Annotated in this window: 11 protein-coding genes; 2 read left to right on the top strand and 9 right to left on the bottom strand. The window is 63.2% G+C overall.

Annotated elements, in window-relative coordinates; genetic code table 11:
* Nucleotides 1-58 precede the first annotated feature (58 nt).
* The 3 genes from KSS95_RS15580 to KSS95_RS15570 form a co-directional block, all read right to left on the bottom strand.
* On the bottom strand, nucleotides 59-8,830 hold the full coding sequence (locus tag KSS95_RS15580) for an RHS repeat-associated core domain-containing protein (RefSeq protein ID WP_217847970.1): 8,772 nt from the start codon (nucleotides 8,828-8,830) through the stop codon (nucleotides 59-61).
* Nucleotides 8,831-9,172: 342 nt separating this feature from the next.
* Nucleotides 9,173-9,886, bottom strand: coding sequence for an MgtC/SapB family protein (locus KSS95_RS15575; RefSeq protein ID WP_217847969.1), 714 nt, complete (start codon nucleotides 9,884-9,886; stop codon nucleotides 9,173-9,175).
* A gap of 341 nt (nucleotides 9,887-10,227) precedes the next feature.
* Complete coding sequence (locus tag KSS95_RS15570; protein ID WP_217847968.1) at nucleotides 10,228-10,998, bottom strand: class I SAM-dependent methyltransferase; 771 nt, start codon at nucleotides 10,996-10,998, stop codon at nucleotides 10,228-10,230.
* A 72-nt stretch (nucleotides 10,999-11,070) separates the two neighbouring features.
* Here KSS95_RS15570 and KSS95_RS15565 point away from each other — a divergent pair, with 72 nt between their 5' ends.
* Complete coding sequence (locus KSS95_RS15565) at nucleotides 11,071-11,532, top strand: sterol desaturase family protein (RefSeq protein WP_217847967.1); 462 nt, start codon at nucleotides 11,071-11,073, stop codon at nucleotides 11,530-11,532.
* A 45-nt stretch (nucleotides 11,533-11,577) separates the two neighbouring features.
* Here KSS95_RS15565 and KSS95_RS15560 read toward each other — a convergent pair whose 3' ends face one another.
* Entirely contained in the window at nucleotides 11,578-12,471 is an 894-nt protein-coding gene (locus KSS95_RS15560; protein ID WP_217847966.1) for a bile acid:sodium symporter family protein, read from the bottom strand.
* Nucleotides 12,472-12,642: 171 nt separating this feature from the next.
* On the opposite strand from KSS95_RS15560, the gene KSS95_RS15555 reads away from it, so the two are divergent.
* Nucleotides 12,643-13,521, top strand: coding sequence for a Dyp-type peroxidase (locus KSS95_RS15555; RefSeq protein ID WP_217847965.1), 879 nt, complete (start codon nucleotides 12,643-12,645; stop codon nucleotides 13,519-13,521).
* 60 nt (nucleotides 13,522-13,581) lie between these two features.
* Here the strand turns inward: KSS95_RS15555 and KSS95_RS15550 are convergent, their stop codons facing one another.
* The 5 genes from KSS95_RS15550 to KSS95_RS15530 form a co-directional block, all read right to left on the bottom strand.
* Entirely contained in the window at nucleotides 13,582-14,895 is a 1,314-nt protein-coding gene (locus KSS95_RS15550) for an alginate export family protein (RefSeq protein ID WP_217847964.1), read from the bottom strand.
* Between the two features lie 227 nt (nucleotides 14,896-15,122).
* Nucleotides 15,123-15,890 carry an SDR family oxidoreductase gene (locus tag KSS95_RS15545; protein ID WP_217847963.1) on the bottom strand — a complete coding sequence of 256 codons (768 nt, stop codon included), beginning with the start codon at nucleotides 15,888-15,890 and terminating at the stop codon, nucleotides 15,123-15,125.
* The gene (locus KSS95_RS15540; protein WP_217847962.1) at nucleotides 15,887-16,678 is read right to left on the bottom strand and encodes an SDR family NAD(P)-dependent oxidoreductase; all 792 of its coding nucleotides are present in this window, start codon (nucleotides 16,676-16,678) and stop codon (nucleotides 15,887-15,889) included. Before KSS95_RS15540 ends, KSS95_RS15545 begins: the two co-directional genes overlap by 4 nt.
* Nucleotides 16,675-17,493 (bottom strand): molybdenum cofactor biosynthesis F family protein, encoded by an 819-nt coding sequence (locus KSS95_RS15535; RefSeq protein ID WP_217847961.1) that lies wholly within the window; start codon nucleotides 17,491-17,493, stop codon nucleotides 16,675-16,677. The genes KSS95_RS15540 and KSS95_RS15535 overlap by 4 nt, the downstream gene beginning before the upstream one ends.
* A gap of 76 nt (nucleotides 17,494-17,569) precedes the next feature.
* Nucleotides 17,570-18,226, bottom strand: coding sequence for a helix-turn-helix transcriptional regulator (locus tag KSS95_RS15530; protein WP_217847960.1), 657 nt, complete (start codon nucleotides 18,224-18,226; stop codon nucleotides 17,570-17,572).
* Between the last annotated feature and the right edge of the window lies 1 nt (nucleotide 18,227).

The raw sequence follows: 18,227 nt of genomic DNA, 5'->3' as shown, positions 1-18,227 counted from the left end.
CCCTGTGAGTCTGAGTGGTTGCCGATTGCGGCTGGCGAACAAAGACCGGTAGCGTTCGTTAGTCTTCGGATAGGATTTCTTGCTCCTTCGGTTCTTTTTTTGGGGGGAAGTAACGCGACCAAGGCGTAACGTGGGCCTCCACATCATTAGTCGCGAAGGCGATAACGGCCCTGACTGAACCTTGAACAAGGTAGCCTTCGACCACCTTGCCGATTATCCAAGCCCCCGCGCTCACCTGCCGTGACCGAGTCGCGAAGTTGTTCAGCCTGTGCGCTTGGCGCAAGGCGGTACCGTAATAGCCCATGCGCGCATAGCGTAGATCTTTGAGATTCTTGAATGGTGCCTCAGCGATGTAGTCGAACAACTTGCTCCCTACCGCCTTGAGTGTGGCCAACAGGCCTTGATGGGCAGGTTTCGCCGTTTGGCTGACGCTGGGCATACTACCGAGTTGCTCCCACGCGTATCCTCTGGGGCGCACAATGCTGCTCGTCACCCTTCCGTCAAGCTTGGCCTTGGAGAGCCTTTTACCGATCTGGCGCATTGATCGCATCACGGATTTGATCAGTCCCGGTGCTTTCTTGATAAGGCCAACCGCCGTTTGGGCTAGCGACGCCACCGCGAACACCAGCGATGCATAGCCCAGTTTCCTGGATAGCTCGGGGTTGGACTCTTCCGTCAGTACGGAGGCCACCTCGAAGCCGAACGAGAGGAGCGAGCAGGCCGTGATCGCGACGAAGAACACTGAGGCGGCGCCACCGGTCATTACCGACGCGGCGATACCCACTACCGTCAGCACGGCTGAAAGCATCAGGCCGCGCCAGCGTCCGCCGACCGGCATGGGTTTGGTGTCACGCAGGATCTTTGCGTAATTGGCCAGTTCCTGATCTTGCCCCCAACGGCTGAGCATGATCGCGCCACTGAGATCAGTCTGGTTGACCGGGTCGGGGCAGTAGGCAGAGTCGTTGATCCCTCCTTCGCCAAACGGGCTCAGCCAGTCAGGCTGGGTAAACCGGCGCAGCTCTGGGTCGTAGCTGCGGTAACCGTTGCCTGGATGATACTGGCCCGTCACGGGGTCGCGGCGCATGCCGTTGTAGCCGCTGATCAAGCCGTCGAGCGCCGCGCCTTCGCCGAAGGGCAGCAGGGGGGCCAGTTGCAGGTCGGTGTCGCACACCTGGCCGGCGATACCCACTTGGGGATCGTCGATCAGCCAACGCACCTGCTCGCCGTCATACTGCGCCAGCCCTGGAGAAATGCTGGTGTTGCCGGTGATTTTGCCAGCCTGGTCGAAACGCACCTGGCCGATCAGCTCATCGCCGTCGTAACGCAACTCATAGGTGGTCTGGTGGTGCGGGTCATACTGCGCCGCAAGACGTTGCAGGCCGTCATATTCGTAGCGTGTGAACAGGGCACCGTTGGCGTTCTTGATCTGGCTGAGTTGACCGGCGGCATTGTAGGCCCGTTGCCGTTGTTGGCCGTCGACCGACAGTTGGCCATTGCTGTTGCAGTCGAGGGAGGTCACCTGTTCGCCAGTTGTCAGCGAGGTCAGACGAGTGGGGTCCGAGGTTGCATAGGCAAGTGATTGTGTCAGCGTAGCGCCTTCGTACGGGGTATTGGTCCAGCTGGTCAGGTTGCTCTGGCTATCCCAGGTGAATGTCTGGGCCTTGATCGGAGTACCGTTACCATCTTGGGGACAGAGTGCCGCTTGCGTGGTGTCGCACACATAACTTTCGAGACGGTCGAGCAAGTCATAGGTGAATCGCTCGGTACGTAGCAGCTCGCCATCTTGGTAGCTGGCTTTGCTTTCAAGACGGCCATCGCCGCGCCAGGTCATCTGTTGACGGAAGCAGGGGACACCGTTACGTAGGAAGGTGCGTGCGCTTTCCCGGTTGAAACTGTCATGTTCACTGTGCACCTGCCATTGGCCTGCGCCGGTTAGCGCGTGCACCTGACGTGCCTGCAGGTGACCAAGCTCGTCGTAGTGGTAGAGCACGTCTTCGTGGGCCTGGCAACTGCGCAACATGCGTCCTTCGCTATCGAGGAACATCCGCTGCGTGTGGCCGTCGGCGCGCAGCGCGGCGATGCGTTGCCCGCGCAGGCTCTGCCATTCGGTGCCCTTGACCGTGCCACGGGGCGTTTTTTCGATGATTTTCCGGCAGCCGGGCACCTGCTCGTCAGCCAATGTGTGTCGCCAGCCGACACTGCTCTGCTGACCAGGCGCGGCCTGCACCACGGTCGATCCATCAGGATGTGTCTCGCTGTACAGCGCGCTGCCATTTGCCTCGAAGCGCTCGCCATTGGCAGTGCGAACCTGCTGCAGCTGGGTTTTGTCGGGCAGTGTCACGGTCTGCTGGTCAAACCGATATTCGCGGTTGCCGACGGTGCGTGTCGTGAGTTCTCCGCGGTCGTTCACAGCCTGTGTCGCGACGACGTTGCCGTCCACGGTCAGTGTGGAAACCCGATTGCTGAAGCCGTGGTATGCGCGCTCGATGGTCGTAGTATCGGGGCGGGTCACCTTAGTTACCCGACCGAGAATATCGCGCTCGAGCGTGTAGCTCAGCGTTTGCTCACCCAGGGTGCGGGTATGGCTGATGACCTGGCCGTTGGCGTCGTAGTGCTGATCGATTTGCAGGTGCTGCGTGTCAGTGTCATCCGCCCATTGCACCGAGCGTTGGAAGGTGCCATCGGTTTTTGCGGTGCTGATGGTGGTACGCTTTGATAGACACTGGGTGCCCAAGCCTTGTCGCTCGGTGAGTTGCACGGTTGAATCTACGCTAAGGAAGTTATCGGTTGATAGGCTGCCTTGAAAAAGAGATCTTGCAGTTATCTCTAGTTCTTCGTTGTCAGAGGAATTAGCCAAGGCGAATAGGCTGACGATGTCGAAGTCATCGCTGGTTGCCTCAAACTTTGAAAGTTTCTCTTCCGTGACGCTGGAGGCGATCCAGTGACCCAAATGAATCCATTCGTCCGCATCCTCAATGCCTTTCAAGTCGGTCAGGCCGGAAAGGTATTGAATATATTTAATTAATTTGTAGTGATCCGTTGTTGTTATGTTGTGAATTTCTGCTGCAAGCATTATCTGCTCGTACGCGGCGCGTATGGTGTTAGATGTATAGCTGGAGCCGTCTCTGTGGAGAGTGAATGCCTGGGCTGCAAGTGGGTCTTCAGTGTCGATGCACGCAAGTATTGCAAATAGCGCCTCAGTAAACTTTTCGGCAGCAGTAGCATCCACTCGGGCACTGCGCCGTGTGGCGCTAAGCGTGTCCGCTTCAACAGTAGCCGAGCGCTGCGTCAGCTCGCGCGTTTCCTGCGCCATCCAGAGCTGCTTCCCCGCCAATCCCGGCAGGGGCGGGCCCTTGCGCACGGCCTGCCCACCTGGCAGGTAATCCCACGCCCAACTGCCCAATACGCAAGCATCGTCCAGGCCTGTGAAGCAGTGTTCTTCCAGGGGAACATAGTCGTCGGTGGCTGATCTGCGCCACGCGGTGAGCCAGTCCCGTTGTAGGCCATCGAGTTGCGATAGGCTCTGGCTGCCATCCTTGAAGGTGCGCTCAACCGTTGTTTTGTCGTTACTGTCGGTGTAGATCGAAACGATGTGCTCGGCGAGTTCCTTTCTGGCCGTCTTGCGGTTGCTACCGGATGCCAGCCGGTAGCGGGTTTCTTGGGTTACTCGACCCGAGGCATCGCGCTCCCAGTGGGTCTCGAGGCCATTCTCGACCTTTTGCAGGGCGCGCCTGCTGTAGCGCGAACGGAGTTCCTTGCTGACCTGAGCAGTGCCGGCTGGCGTCGTTGCACTGACGATTACCTCGATACCCGGCTGGGTGGGATTGTCGATGAATTGCTGAACATTGGTCAGTGTATAGCTATTACCGCCGTGGTGCGTCGTCTGTTGGCTGGTGATCGACCATTCCTTGACCTTGCTTTGCTCGCTGGTGGTTTTCTTGCTGGCGGGGACTGACGTGGTGGTGCTGATCTGGTGCCACAGGACGTCCTTGCCGGTCAGCGCCCAGGTGCTGTGTTGGTCGAGGGTGTCGTTGACCAGCGTGCCGCGGATGCCGTCCACTATCACTATTTCGGCCAGTTCCAGGTATTCGCGGCCAGCACGGGTGACGTTTCGATAACCGTAGAGTTTCAAGCCCTGAGGGTTGCCGAAGTCGTCACACTGATACTCCGCCATCAGCGGAGCGCTGGCATATGCCGGCACGACAGGGCACTCCAGGGTAGGCACGGCGCTCAGTGCTGGTACGCTGCCAAGCACGATCTGGCTTTGCCTCTGCTCACCGTAATAGCAGTAGTAAATCTTATGCGAGCCCTTGACATGCAGATGCCGGGGGTTTCCTTGTGCATCAGTCACGATCGTGGTTGCGTCCAGGGTTTTGCCAAGGCATTCGCGCTCTGCCTTTGGAGACAGGCTGAGCATGTGCTTGATCGCTCCGTGCAGTCGTTCACGGTTTTTGGTCGAGTACCGCCACAACAATTGCAATACCGCCGTCCGGCGCTCGACCGCCGAGGCGTTGGCTGTCACTTCGATCGACTCCGCCTTTATCTTGGTGACTATGTTCTTGATGATTTCGGCCAGTTCATCGCCACAGCCTGTGTAGCGATAGGTGGCCGTGGTCTGCTCGTGCTGCAGGTAGAATTCCAGCCAGTGAGCCTGAGCAGAGGCCGAGCCCCGCAGCAGGCAGATCCGTGTCCCTTTTGTGTCCCGGCCGAAAGCATGCAGGTCATGCACCACGCTGGCATGGGCACCGCTTTGCACGGCGACGATGGCTATCTGGTCACGCCAGTTCTGGAAGCTGCCGGTATAGGTGTAGCGGTTGATATGGTTCTGCTGCCCGCGGCCGGGTAGCAGCGCATGCAACACTGCTTTGGGCAGAGCCGGCGGCTGATCCGGCTTGGCTTCATGCTTGACGTACTGGACGCATTCGACAGAACCGTCCAGCTCCTCCAAGCGGCACAATACCCTGTCCAACGCAGGATCATCGTCGTAGCCACAATCCACCCGTTGCACGACGCTGCCGTTGCGCTCGCGCTTGAGTGTGCGCAGCAAGTAATGTTCGAGTGTGAGCTCGACCTTGAATGCTTCGGGGGTGCCAGGCCAAAGCTGCATGTGCACTTGGCTACCGGCCTTGGCCTCAGGGTTGACATACTCCGCGCTGAACAGCTCGGTTGCGCCGCTCTTGATGCTCATCAGCAGGAACTGGCCCTTCTGGCGTTTCCACTGCAGATCTAGCGCTTCGCCATATTGCGAAACGATGCGTGACGGCAGCAGTTGCACGAACGGCCGTTCATACAGCGCGATACGCCTGTTCAGTTCCTTGGTGTTGGCATGTTCTCTCCATGCTTTGCGGGCTTCTGCGTAATCAATGATTCCTCCGACAAGGTATCCATAAGGGAAAATCACCGCCAAAATCCCCTGCGTCCAGTGTTCAGGTATCAACAGAGGGTCCGGCTCGCTACCGGCCTTGATCGCCTTTAAGGCTGCTAGCACGGCTTTGCGGAATGCATCGTTGGGTTCGATCTCATCACTGCCTGGTGCAGCAGGTTTGCTCAGGATCTCTTGGCGGCCGCTGGGGAAGTCGAGGGTGAACTGGCTGTAATCGCTGGTACAGCTTACCCGGCACTCCCGGGTCTTGATGGCTTGGCCTGTGCCAAGCTGGGTCCACTGTTCATCGCTGAACAGGATCGGGGCTCCATCTGCGAGTGTGAGCTGGCGGTGGTCATTCTCCTGAGTGGAGCTGGTGATGATGCTGGAAAAGCGCCAGGCCCAACCATCACCCAAGCCCGCTTCGTTGGCTCTAAGCGCCGAGTAGTGAATGCTCAGGTCGCACACCGGGCCAAGCCCAAGTAACCCTTGTAGGATAGTGATCGGGTAATGGGCATGGAACAGGCCGCTGCGCTCGTCCACACCGTTGCGGTCATGGGGACTGGTGTCAAAGACTTCTGATTGGTTGGTGTTGGCGTAGTCCTCGCATAAGAAGCTGATTTCGTCATAGGCTTTCATGGACGCAGGCGGGGTAAATTCGACGGCCTGCACACCGTGCCAAAAGTGGCTGGGGTGGAAAGCGCCGATATGGCCCACGGTCAGCGCAGTGTGGTCGCGAGCACTTTCTGGGTAGGCCAGGTAGAGATCATAGACGCCATTGTCAATTGGCCCTGCCCAAGTGATCTGGGTGTCGGTCACGTCCACCGGCCACAACGCAAGTTCACTGGTGCGTGGCGTGCAGGCGGCTACTCGATAGCCTTTATCGTATGCGCGCTGGTTCAGGCGGAACTGCAGTTCGCCGTTCAACGAATGCACATCGACCCGCACGGTAGTCGCCTGTGTCGTCACGGTGAAGCGGGCTTGTTCTGCAGGCAAGTCGTCCAGCTCGAGCAGGTGCTTGAGGTTGTCGCCATCGCTTTCGGTTTTGCCGTCGCTGACGTTCTCCAGCAGAACCTGCAACTCGCTGAGGCGAGGGACGGATAGCGGTTCGTCGCTTGCCCCAACCTGCACCTCGGGCCAGGCCTGCGCCTTGAGGAAATCGGCCAAGGCCTGCAACCAGGTATCCCGGTCACTGATCGTGTCGACATCCTGGGGTTTGAACAATGCGTGGTGCAGCGGTTTACGGCTGAACGGATGGCGTACAGTGACTAGAACTTCATCCTTGATGTTGGCTTTCCAGGCCGATTGCAGGGTAGGGCCTGGCAGGCGATTACCTGCGTCGGGCAGGGTAGTGAAAATACGCAGTGCATCACCACGTTGCCACAGGTACAGATCCGTGCCATTGGCCTGCTCGGTCTGAGGACTATGCGTGGCCGCTCGCAGGTAGGGCGATACCGATGAGGCGTTCAGGGCATTGGCCCAGGCCTGGTGCCATTTGCCTGCGGCGCGCTGGGCCCCGCTTGGCGTCCACTCATGATGAGCGAGCAAATGATGAGAAAACGCATCATAGACCCACGCTTGCACTGTGCGTCCTTCTTCCAGTCGCTGTAGATTCTGGACAGCCTGGCTTTGCCACCAGCGCGTCTCGGTGAGGGTGACCGCCAGCTCGGCGCATTGCGGCACCCAGAAGGCATTGTCATGCTCGGCGGGGGTCACGCTGCAGTCATCGCGCACGCCCGCACGCAGCAGGCGGCTGTCGCGGTTGATCTGTTCACACAGCGCCTTGGACCACTGCGTGCCGGCTTGCGTGGCCGTGGGGGTGAAGAAATGGTGCTCGTACAAGGTCTGGGACGTGAGGTCGCGTACTTGCAGGCAAAGGGTTGCGCCTGTGGTGAGGGCGAACGATTCGTCGCAGGCTAATGCCTGTACCAGGTTGGCGGCAAAGGGTGCGGTGCTGAAGGCGCGATAGCGTGCTGGGCTCCACAGCCGGAGGGGCGTGGTAGTGGTGGAAAAGCTATTGTCACCGCTAAAGCTTCCGGCGGTCATTGGTTCGCCAGCAGCCACCAGATGATCGGCGAAGGCTTTTGGCCAATGCTCGGCAGCGAGCTTGCCCTTTTGCGCCGGATAATCGATTTTGCGGATTTCACCGTCCTGGCGGTCGATGAGGAAAACGCTTAATACCTCGCCCTCGGCCAGTGCGCGACCTGCCTTGATCGTACTGCTGCTGATCCAGCCGCCGTTGACGCTACCCACGCGCTCGAGCGAAAAGTCCGTCATGTCGGGCAGCGCGCCGTTAGGCTGGTTGGAGATCAGGTAAGGTATTGACCGCGAGTGCATCTGGAGGGCGATGGGTGGCTCCGCTGTCATGCCCGAAGTGGTGTAGATGGCTTTAATGGAGCGGTCGTATAGGTCGATATTTTCCAAGGGCGAGAAACAAGAGAGGCAGTCGAATTTATCTTTCAAGGCCTTGTAGTCATCTTGGGTTTGTTCGGAGCAGGAAATATCTAATTCACCATACTCGATCGCAGCAATTGTGCCATATCCACTGCTGTTGCCAACTTCATAGACAGTATCATTGAATTCGATGATTGCCGGGCCTGAAGGGGCATCTTGCTTACCCCTGTTCGGGTCTATTTCTATCCGCTGGGCATTGTTCTCGACCAACCTGCACAGGGTGGCTGTCCGGGTGTTGATTCTTTCGACCATGGATTTTGCAGCGTCGAGTGCTGTGAGATCGTAGATGGCGTGAATATGATTCTTGGCGAGGTAACCCAAATCCTGGGTGTCTGGCGTTTTAAAATGTTCGCAAAAAAAATAGCGGATTGCTTGGCGGCGGGAGAAAAATTCCTCAGGGAAGTCCTCTGGGCAGTCCCTAAGGAAGTTCTCAAGAACGTCTTTGTCCAAGTTTGACAGCACCGGGCCTAACAGGCTGTCCGTTGAGATGATTAAGTGATCATGAAATTCCGGAAGTGTAGAGCCCTCTATGATGCATAGGAATCCATAGTGGGCTCCGGAGGAGCGCTGGCGGGGGTATAAAGCAGGGGCGTTAACTTTTAGCTCGACGAGTGCGAGTAAGGGCTCGAAAGGGAATGAAGATATTTGATTGGGGTCTATTTTTTCTGCCCCTAGGCTGGTGAGGCAGTCGAATGCGTTTTCAAGTTCGCGCTCCAATCCTTCATACTTACTTTTATTTTGGCTGGTTAGCGTAATGTTTTCTGGGCTGATGCCCTCAATGGAAGCGCAATGCACAGATTGAAAGTGGAGGTCGCTTTTGTCGTAGTAGGCAGGTATTGAAAGCGATCCGTCTTCACGATTGAAATCAATTTCGAGATGGTTGTCTGTAATTCTTATGAGCCAGGCGTATTTGTTATCGTCATTGAGTCTGATCTTGTCTCCTGGTTTCAAACCGGAGCTTTCAATGACGCTTCTGTTGTAGCCAATTACTGTGGACGCTGAAAAACGGCTCATCTCGTATTCTCCACCGAATTCAAGGTTTGAAAAGCGTCGGTTTACGTTCAGTGTCTGGGGTGTCGGAAGGCTTGTCACCTGGTAAAAATACTAGTTCGATGTCGTAATGATTGACCTTATGAGTTAGTTTCGGCTGAGCAAGCATTGATTTGGTTATATGAAGCCCTACTTCAGAGGCGTAGCTACGGACCACAAGGGCCGTGCTGTCGGGGCTGTAGGAGGGGCTCTGGCAGTGCTTGACCACGGCCAGAGGGGATGCTTGTGTCATCGACACCTGAACGTTGGCTCAGGTGATTCAAGAGACTCACTGTTGCAGGTTGCTGAACGGCTTGCTCGGAGTTCCTAGTCGGCGTTCAACCCCTGGGCCTGGAGCTGCCAGCGTACCGAGCTGACGCCTTTCTCCAGGCTCACCCGGCCGACCAGGCGTTCCAGCTGGGTGGGCGCCTGCGCGGTGCCGAGCAGTTCGGCGCGCACTTCCAGGCGTGTCGGGTCGGCCAGGTCCTCGCTGTGCAGCGATTGCAGGCGCAGCCCCGGGTCGCTCAGGCTGTGCAGCATCAGGCCGCGGACCTGGATTTCGTCCTCGGCGCGGCAGACGATGCGCACCTCGAAGCGCTGCTCGACCTCGCTGGCCGGCAGCACCTCCTGGCGGTCCAGGCGCTGGGCCAGGTCGCGCAGCAGGATATTTGCGCACAACACCACCAGGCTGCCCAGGCTGGCCTCGAGCAGCAGGCCGAGGCTGCACAGCACACCGACCGCGGCGGTGCACCAGAGGGTCGCGGCGGTGTTCAGGCCGCGCACGTTGAAGCCGTCGCGCATGATCACGCCGCCGCCAAGAAAACCGATGCCCGACACCACATAGGCGGCGATGCGCGAGGCATCGGTAGGGGCCATGCCCGGCACGGCCTGGGTCATCAGCACGAACAGGCAGGCGCCGGTGCTGACCAGCGCGTTGGTGCGCAGGCCGGTCAGGCGCTGGCGCAGTTGACGCTCGGCGCCGATCAGCGCGCCGAGCAGCAGGGCCACGCTCACGCGCAGCAGAAAGACTTTCCAATCCATAGCGAACCTCGTTCCACGGGCGAATGCCCGTTCAGGCGCCAACCTTGCGGCGGCGCGATTGAAAGCAACGAATGCGCAGGACCACCGACCCGGCCCGGCAGCGGGCAAGGTGTGGGGAAACAGGGGGAAGAACCGGCCGCCAAGGGCCGGGAAACCACCGTCTACCGTGGGCGGCGAGACAGTGGCAGGGACGCTGCCGGACTAGCTCGCCGTGTGGGCCTGTCGCAATCGACTGGGGCTACTGTCCAATGCAGGGGTCTCCTGTGAGGGGATGCTTGAGTGCGCGGCGGACCATACGCCTCGACCCGCCCGGGGTCAAGGCGTGGCACATGACGATTGTGTTACGCCAGGCGCTGGCAGACGTAGGCCTGGGTCTGGTAGGGGAAGGCGATGTGCTCGCGGCCCTTGAGGTCGGGGTGGCTGTCGATCAGCGCCTGCAGCTGGCCCATGACCTGGTCCTGTTCGGCCTGGGGCAGGGCGGCAATGAAGCTCACCGAGCGCAGCCGTTCGAGGATCACCGCCTGCGGGCTGCCTTGGTGCACATGGGGCAGGGTGGTCAACTGCGGCGCGCTGAACCAACGGCCATCGAAGGCCGCGCGCCAGCGCCCGTTGTGAAAGCGTGGGGTGTCACCCTCGTAGGGGGTGATGATCGCGGTGATGCGCGCCACCCAGTCCACCGATTCGTCGCGCACATTCCACACCAGCCCCAGGCGGCCACCGGGGGCCAGCACCCGATGCATCTCGGCCAGGGCGTCGCTGCTGGCGAACCAGTGGAAGGCCTGGGCACACACCAGCACCTGCTGGCTGGCGTCGGCCAGGGGGATGTGCTGGGCGCTGCCGTCGAGCACCGGCACACCCGGCAGGTGCGCGGCGAATTGCCCGCGCATTGCCGCCACCGGCTCGACGGCCGTCAGTTGCGGCGCAAGGGTACTGAGCAGGCGGGTGAACTTGCCGGTGCCGGCGCCCAGGTCCAGCACCGGGGTGCCGCGGGCGACGCCCAAGGTGTCGCGCAACCAGCCCTGCAGGGCGACGGGATAGTCGGGCCGGCCTTGCTCGTAGTTGCCCGAGTAGCGGGAATAGCCGGTACTGGCCGCGGTGTGTACATCCTTCATCGAAAGCCCCTCCGATTGACCTGCCGGCAATGGTACCCTTGCGCCTTTCGTTGCCAACCCCCGGATCGTCTGATGCTGTTCAATCTTGCCGTGCTGTTCGGCACCCTGGTGGCCATGGAGGGCGTCGGTACGCTGGCCCACAAGTACGTCATGCATGGCTGGGGCTGGTGGCTGCACCGCTCGCACCACGAGCCGCAGCTGGGCATGCTGGAGACCAACGACCTGTACCTGGTGGCCCTGGGCCTGATCGCCCTGGCCCTGGTAGCGCTGGGCAAGGCCGGGCACGCGCCGCTGCAGTGGGTGGGCGCCGGGGTGGCCGGCTATGGGGTGGCCTATGTGCTGGCCCATGACGGCTTGTTCCACCGCCACTGGCCGCGGGCGCCGAAGCCGGTCAATCGGTATCTGAAGCGTCTGTACCGGGCACATCGGCTGCATCATGCGGTAAAAGGGCGCCAGGGCAGCGTGTCGTTCGGCTTCTTCTATGCGCCGCCATTGCGGGTGTTGAAAGGGCAGCTGAAGCGACGGCGGGGCTGAGTGGCCTGTGCTGGGGCAAGCCCGCTGCCACGCAGCCCCGGCGCATCAACCGAGCGGTTCGCTGGCCACGCGCTCGGCACGTTGCCCCCGGCTGACCCACCAGCCAAACCCGGCCGCGGTGAAGAACATGATCAAGCTGTAGATCGCCGCCGGCACTGCCATGGTCGCGTTGTTGAGCAGCGATGGGCTCAGCGCCAGGGCGATGGCCAGGGTGCCGTTGTGGATGCCGATCTCCATGCCGATGGCGATCGCCTGGCGCCTGGGAATGTTCAGCAGCCGCGGCACCCAGTAGCCCACCCCCAGGCTGAGCAGGTTGAACAGCAGCGCGGCGCCGCCAACGATCGGCGCGTACTCGACCACCGTCTGCCAGTCCTTGGCCAGCGCCAGGACGATGGTGAAGGCCAGGAACAGCGCCGCCACCAGTTTCATCGGTTTTTCCATGCGCGCGGCAAAACCTGGCGCCCAGTGGCGGACCAGCATGCCCAGGGCCACCGGCAGCAGGACGATGGCGAACACCTGCATGACCTTGGCGAACTGCAGCGGGATGGCCTGGTCGGAGGCCATGAACCAGCTCAACGACAGGTTGACCAGCAACGGCATGGTCAGGATGGCGATCAACGAGTTGACCGCGGTGAGGGTGATGTTCAGCGCCACGTCGCCATGGGCCAGGTGGCTGAACAGGTTGGCGGTGGTGCCGCCCGGCGAGGCGGCCAGCAGCATCAGGCCCACCGCCAGCGCCGCCTCCAGGCCCAGGCCATTGGCGATCAGGAAGCACACCAGCGGCAGCAGGATAATCTGGCAGGCCAGGCCAATCAGCACCGGCTTGGGGTACTTCACCACCCGGGCGAAGTCGGCCAGGGTCAGCGACAGGCCCAGGCCCAGCATGATGATGCCCAGGGCGAGGGGCAGGACGGCGGTCAGCAGGGGCGAGGCGGTCATGTGCGGGCTCTCGGGCGAAGGATTCGACGAGTGTAGGCGTCCCCTGAACGATAGCTAATCGCAACGGGCCGGCATTGGTAACCGTTTGTTACCAAGGCCCTGGCCTGCAGCGCGTTGCGATCAGGCGCCCAGCGCAGTAGCATTCGCGCTTTTGCCGAGGATTAGCCCGTCATGCCGTTCCAGCAAGGTCTGCTTGCCACCCCGGTGCCGGCCCATGCCCGCCACCTGTTCTTTGCCCTGGATTCGCACGAGGCCTTGCCTGGGGTACTCGACCAGTTGATCGCCCAGGTCGATGGCCAGAACCTGATCCTCGCCATCGGCGCTCCCCTGGTCAAAGCCTTGGGCCGCGAAGTGCCGGGGCTGCGCAGCTTCCCGCAACTGGATGCGGTGGTGGAGAACCCGGCCACCCAGCACGCCTTGTGGCTGTGGCTACGCGGCGAGGAACGCGGCGATCTGTTCCTGCGCGGCGAAGCCTTGCGCCAGTTGCTGGCCCCGGCGCTGCGCCTGGTCGACAGCGTCGACGGTTTCCTGCACCGCGGCGGCCATGACCTGACCGGTTACGAAGACGGCACCGAGAACCCGGTGGACGAAGACGCCGTGGCCGCCGCCATCGTGCCGGGCGATGCCCCGGGCCTGGCCGGCTCCAGCTTTGCGGCTTTCCAGCTGTGGCAGCACGACCTGAACTACTTCAAGGCGCTGCCCCAGGCTGAGCAGGACAACATCATCGGCCGCCGCCTGAGCGACAACGAAGAACTCGACGACGCGCCGGCGTCGGCCCACGTCAAGCGCACCGCCCAGGAAAGCTTCGCCCCCGAGGCGTTCGTGGTGCGCCGCTCGGTGGCCTGGGCCGACGAGCGCGGCGCGGGCCTGGCGTTCGTCGCCCTGGGCTTCTCGCTGGATGCCTTCGAGGTACAGCTGCGGCGCATGAGCGGGCTGGAAGATGGCGTGATCGACGGCTTGTACCGCTTCAGCCGGCCGTTGAGCGGCGGCTACTACTGGTGCCCGCCCTTGGCTGAAACCGGCGCCGACCTGCGCCTGCTGTTGGGCTGACCGGCCCTCATCGCCGGGCAAGGCTGCTCCCACGCCCTGAGCCTGATGCCCGGCGATGACTCAAAACGGCACCGCCACCGTCAGCTGGCTGTACACATTGGTCCCGCTGCCCACCTGGTTGCCGCCATTGCTGGCATCCTTGCGCGGCTTGAACAGCCCCAGCAGCGGGGTGACGATCAGGTGCGGGGTCACCGCCCACTCCACATACAGGTCCAGCTCCCGGGCATCCAGGTTCAGGGTGTCGCGGCTGCGCACGGTATTGAAGTCGAAGAACAGCGCACCAAGGGTGACATCGTCCCGCGGCGTGGCCTTCAGGCCGACATGGTGGATGCCGCTGTTGCTGTTGAACGGCCCGGCATAGTTGCCGGCCACCTCGCCCTGGATCCAGGTGCCGTAGCCGCTGGACAACCCGGTGAACAGCAGGTCCCAGCCGGCCGAGTAGCGGGTGTAGCGATAGCTCAGCTGCGGCGCCCAGGGCAGGTCGGCGAAGGTGTAGCCGGCCTCGGCATACCAGGCGCTCTCGCTGCCGCCGCGCTTGTCCTGCCAGGCGTACTCGAACGCCAGGCGGGTGTTGTCCAGGCCGGCGCTGCCTTCGCCACGCAGGCTGTACACATCCATGCCCTCGCGGGCCTTCTGGAATTCGCTGGCCCACTGGTCGGCGACGTCGATGCCATGGATGTAGGTCAGCCCCAGGGTGCCCAGGGCATAGGTGTAGTCCAGGGTGCCGGCGGCCAGTTCGGTCTCGGCCTGGGCACGGTTATCGGACTTGAGCCACAGCACGCTGCCATGCAGGCCGTCCTTGCCACCCAGGCGCAGCAGCGCGGTGCGGTCGAAGGCATGGCGGGCGCCAAGGTAGAACCCGCCGCCACGGTTGAGCTGGCCCTCGGCCGGGCCCTTGCCCAGGTTGGGGCCGTCGTCGTTGATCAGAAACCCGCTGCCCAGCTGGATCACCTGGCGACCGCCGGAAATGTCCACGCCGTCCTGGCCCAGGCCCGGGAACAACGCGCCGGAGCGCCAGCCCAGGTAGGCGTCCTCGATCTTGCTGGTGCGCTCGGAGCCGTCCTGGTTGCCCCCGGCATCGCCATCGCCCCAGGCGCTGGAGCTGACCCAGTTGAGCGCGCCATACAGGGTGCCGTTGCCGCCCAGGCCCTGGTCGCCGCTCAGTCCGTACTTGATGAAACCTTCGCGCCAGGTCGAGCCGCCGGGGCTGCCATCGTAGTTGTGGCGGCTGTTGAACATGCCCCAGACCGCGAGCAGGTCGGCGTTGAGGTGGGTGTCGTCGTCGGCGTACAGCTCATGGGCCAGGCTGGCCGGGCCGTGGACCAGCAGGGCCAGGACGCTGGCCAGGGCGGTGCGGCGTGGGGTGAGACGCATGGGTCGATCCTCGTTTGTTGTGTGCGGTCTTGGTTGCCGCGTCGTTGTGGAGGCAGGTGACGGGGTATTAGCGCGTGGCCGGGCGGGCGCGGTCTTGTCCATGGCTGCCAGGGGGCTTGGCTGTCACCGCCACGGGGCGGGGTAGATGTAGGCGCCGGCTTGCCGGCGAACACCGGCGTAGCCGGTGCCCTCCACGGCGCTGCCTGGTTCGCCAGCGAGGCTGGCGCCTACAAGCAGGCCAGGCTTTCTGGCAAGGTGGCGCCGCCGTCGACCACCAGGGTTTGCCCGGTGACATAGCGGGCGGCGTCGGAGGCCAGGAACAACATCGCCGCGGCGATATCGGCCGGTTCGCCCAGCCGCCCCAGAGGCACGGCGGCGGCAATCCGCGCGTTCAACGCGGTGTCGCCCAGGTTGCCCATGGCCGGGGTGCGGACCATCCCCGGCTCGACGCCGTTGACCCGCACATTCAGCGCAGCCAGCTCCAGCGCCGCATTGCGGATGAAGCCATTGACCCCGGCCTTGGATGCGGCGTAATGGCAGAGCCCGGGGTAGGCCACCCGTGGCCCGGTCACCGACGAGGTGGCCAGCACGCAACCACCGCCTTGGCGGGTGAACAGCGGCAACGCGCCCTGGGTCAGCCAGAACAGCGCCTCCAGGTTCACCGCCAAGGTGCGCCGCAGCCGCGCCGGGTCGAGCTCGGCGAACGCGGTAAGGGGGAAGTACCCGGCGTTGTGCACCAGCACGTCGAGGCGCTCCAGGCCCGCCAGCAGTGCGGCAATGGCGTCGTGGTCGGCCAGGTCCAGGGCATGGGCCTGCAGCGCATGGCCCAATGCCGAATGCCGGGCCTGCAGGCTTTGCAACGCTGCGTCATTGAGGTCCACGGCCAGCACCCGGGCGCCGCCGCTGGCGAAGCCTGCGACGATGGCCTGGCCGATGCCGCCGGCCGCGCCGGTGACCAGTACCGTGCTGCCTGTGAAGTCGTAGCGGGCGTTCATGGTTGTGGCGCCAGGCGGGCGTAGGCCAAGGTCGGCACATCGACCACGGTGGCGCCGCCATCGGCGGTGATCACCGCGCCGGTGACGATGCTGGCGTCGCAGCCGACCAAAAACTGGCACACCGCGGCGATCTCGTCGCTGCTGGCGGCGCGGCGCAGCGGCACATCCGCTGTGACCCGGCGGTAGGCGGCCTCCAGGTCCTCCTGATGATGGCTCATCAGCGCCTGCATTTCCTGGTCAGCCATGGGCGTGCGCACCCAGCCTGGGCAGACGCAGTTGACCCGCACGCCGTCCGGCCCGTAGTCGCGGGCCAGGGAGCGGGTCAGGCCGATCAGCGCGTGCTTGGCGGTGGTGTAGCCGCACACCTCGGGGCCGGCCGCCAGCGAGGCGATGGAGCCCAGCAGCACCAGGCTGCCACGCCGCTCGCGCAATAGTGGCAGGCAGGCGCGGGCGGTCTGGAAGGCGCTGTCGAGGTTGCTGCGCAGCGCCTCGCGCCAGGCCGCGTCATCGATATCGCCGGCGCGGCCAAGGCCGTGGCCGCCGGCACAGGCGATCACCGCGTCGAGGCCGCCAAAGCGTTCGCGCAGCTGGCCGATGAACGCGGGCCAGGCGGCGCTGTCTGCCGCATCGCCGGCCAGCACCAGGCCCCCGCAGGCCTGCGCCACCTGCTCCAGTGCCGCCCGGCGCCGGCCGAGCAGCGCCACCTGCCAGCCCTGGCGCGCCAGGCGTTGGGCACAGGCCGCGCCGATGCCACTGCCGGCGCCGGTGATCAGGACACTGCGACTCACAGCGGGTACTCCGTGCGATTGACCACCCGGCAATAGGACGACACTGGGAAGTTGGCCAGGCTATCGAAGCTGCCCCCCTGGTAGCCGAAGATCTTGCCGTCGCTGCGCTGTTGCGCCAGGTCGATCAGCACCAGGCCCAGGGTCGGCACGATCTTCTCGCACCAGACGAACAGGTACAGCTGCTCGGCGATCTTGTAGTAGTAGGCGCGGTCGGTGTCGCACAGGCCCTGCTCGACGCCTTTGAGGCACTGCCAGCTGTAGTGGTTGGCGTTGAGGTAGAGGTGCTCGTATTCCTCGCTGGGGCTGTAGCGGTAATGGTTGCGCAGGCCCACCAGCTCGGTGCTCGGCGCGTGCGGGCAGGCGCCTGGTTGCCAGGGGCGGTCGAGGCTGCCGTGCAGGAAGGTGGCCTCGACGCCGGTCAGTGGCTCGCCGGCCAGGGCCAGCGCATACAGCCCGCGTTGGGTGCGGGCCTGCTCGGGCAGGCGGCCGAGCACGGCGGTGAAGGCCTGGGTGTGCGTGTCGAGCACCAGCGACACCGAGCAGGCCTGGCCGGCGTCGTGCTTGATGAAATCCACCAGGTAGATGCCCGGGCGCACCGAGGTGGCGCGATAGTCGGCGCTGCCGCTGCTGTGGCCATCGGCGGCGTGCCAGTGCAGGCGCTCGGCGTCGAAACGGTGCTCGATGACCCAGCCGTTGGCGAAGTGCAGGCTGAGGCTGCGCCCGGACAGGTCGGCCAGTTGCGGCAGGATGAAGGCGCCAGGGGCGAAGCCTTCGGCAAGGGCGCCCACGGTGATCCAGTCGGCTTGCGGGGACATGGCGGTGACTCCTGTGGTTGAGAGACCCACAGGTTGCAGCGCAGGCGCACGCGACGGTATCAACCGCAAGGTTGAGTCACAGGTACAGCTGCGCCACCAGCTCGGTGCGGTTGCTCACGCCGAGTTTGCGGAACAGGTTGATCAGGTGGGTCTTCACGGTCGGCAGGCCCAGGCCCAGCGCGCGGGCGATCAGCTTGTTGCTGCAGCCCTGGCGCAGCAGTTCGGCGATCTGCCGTTCCCTTGGGGTCAGTTCAGGGCTGACGCAACGGGCCGGCGCTTGGCTGGCCAGGGCCAGCTGCATCAGGCCGTGCAGCGGCAGCAGGCGTTCGAGTTCGTCGGCCTGGAACTGGCCCAGGTCCGGACAGCGCAACAGCGACACCCCCGCCACCGGGCGCGCATCGACCTGGGCGATGATTTCCACCACATCCACCACCTGGTGTTGCGCCAGAAAGCGTCGGTAGGTCTGGCCCTGGGCCTCGGGCAGGCAGGCCAGGCCCTGGCGCAGCGACACCACCGGCTGGCCGATGGCCAGGCAGCGCCCCGGTTGCAGCGGGTCGTAGGCCCGGTAGTGCGCCAGGTAGCGCGCATGCATGGGTGCCTGCAGGTCCTGCAACAGGAAGTCGCAGGCCTGCTGCTCGGCGTCGATCCGATAAAACGCCGCCAGCGACGCCGGCACTTGCTGGCTGAAGGCTTGCAGGCAGTAGCGACCAAGCGCCTGGGCGGTGCTGGTCACG

This window comes from Pseudomonas muyukensis (assembly GCF_019139535.1).
Lineage (GTDB): Bacteria > Pseudomonadota > Gammaproteobacteria > Pseudomonadales > Pseudomonadaceae > Aquipseudomonas > Aquipseudomonas muyukensis.
Note: the sequence above shows the minus strand (reverse complement) of the source record. Positions and strands in the feature narration are given on the sequence as shown.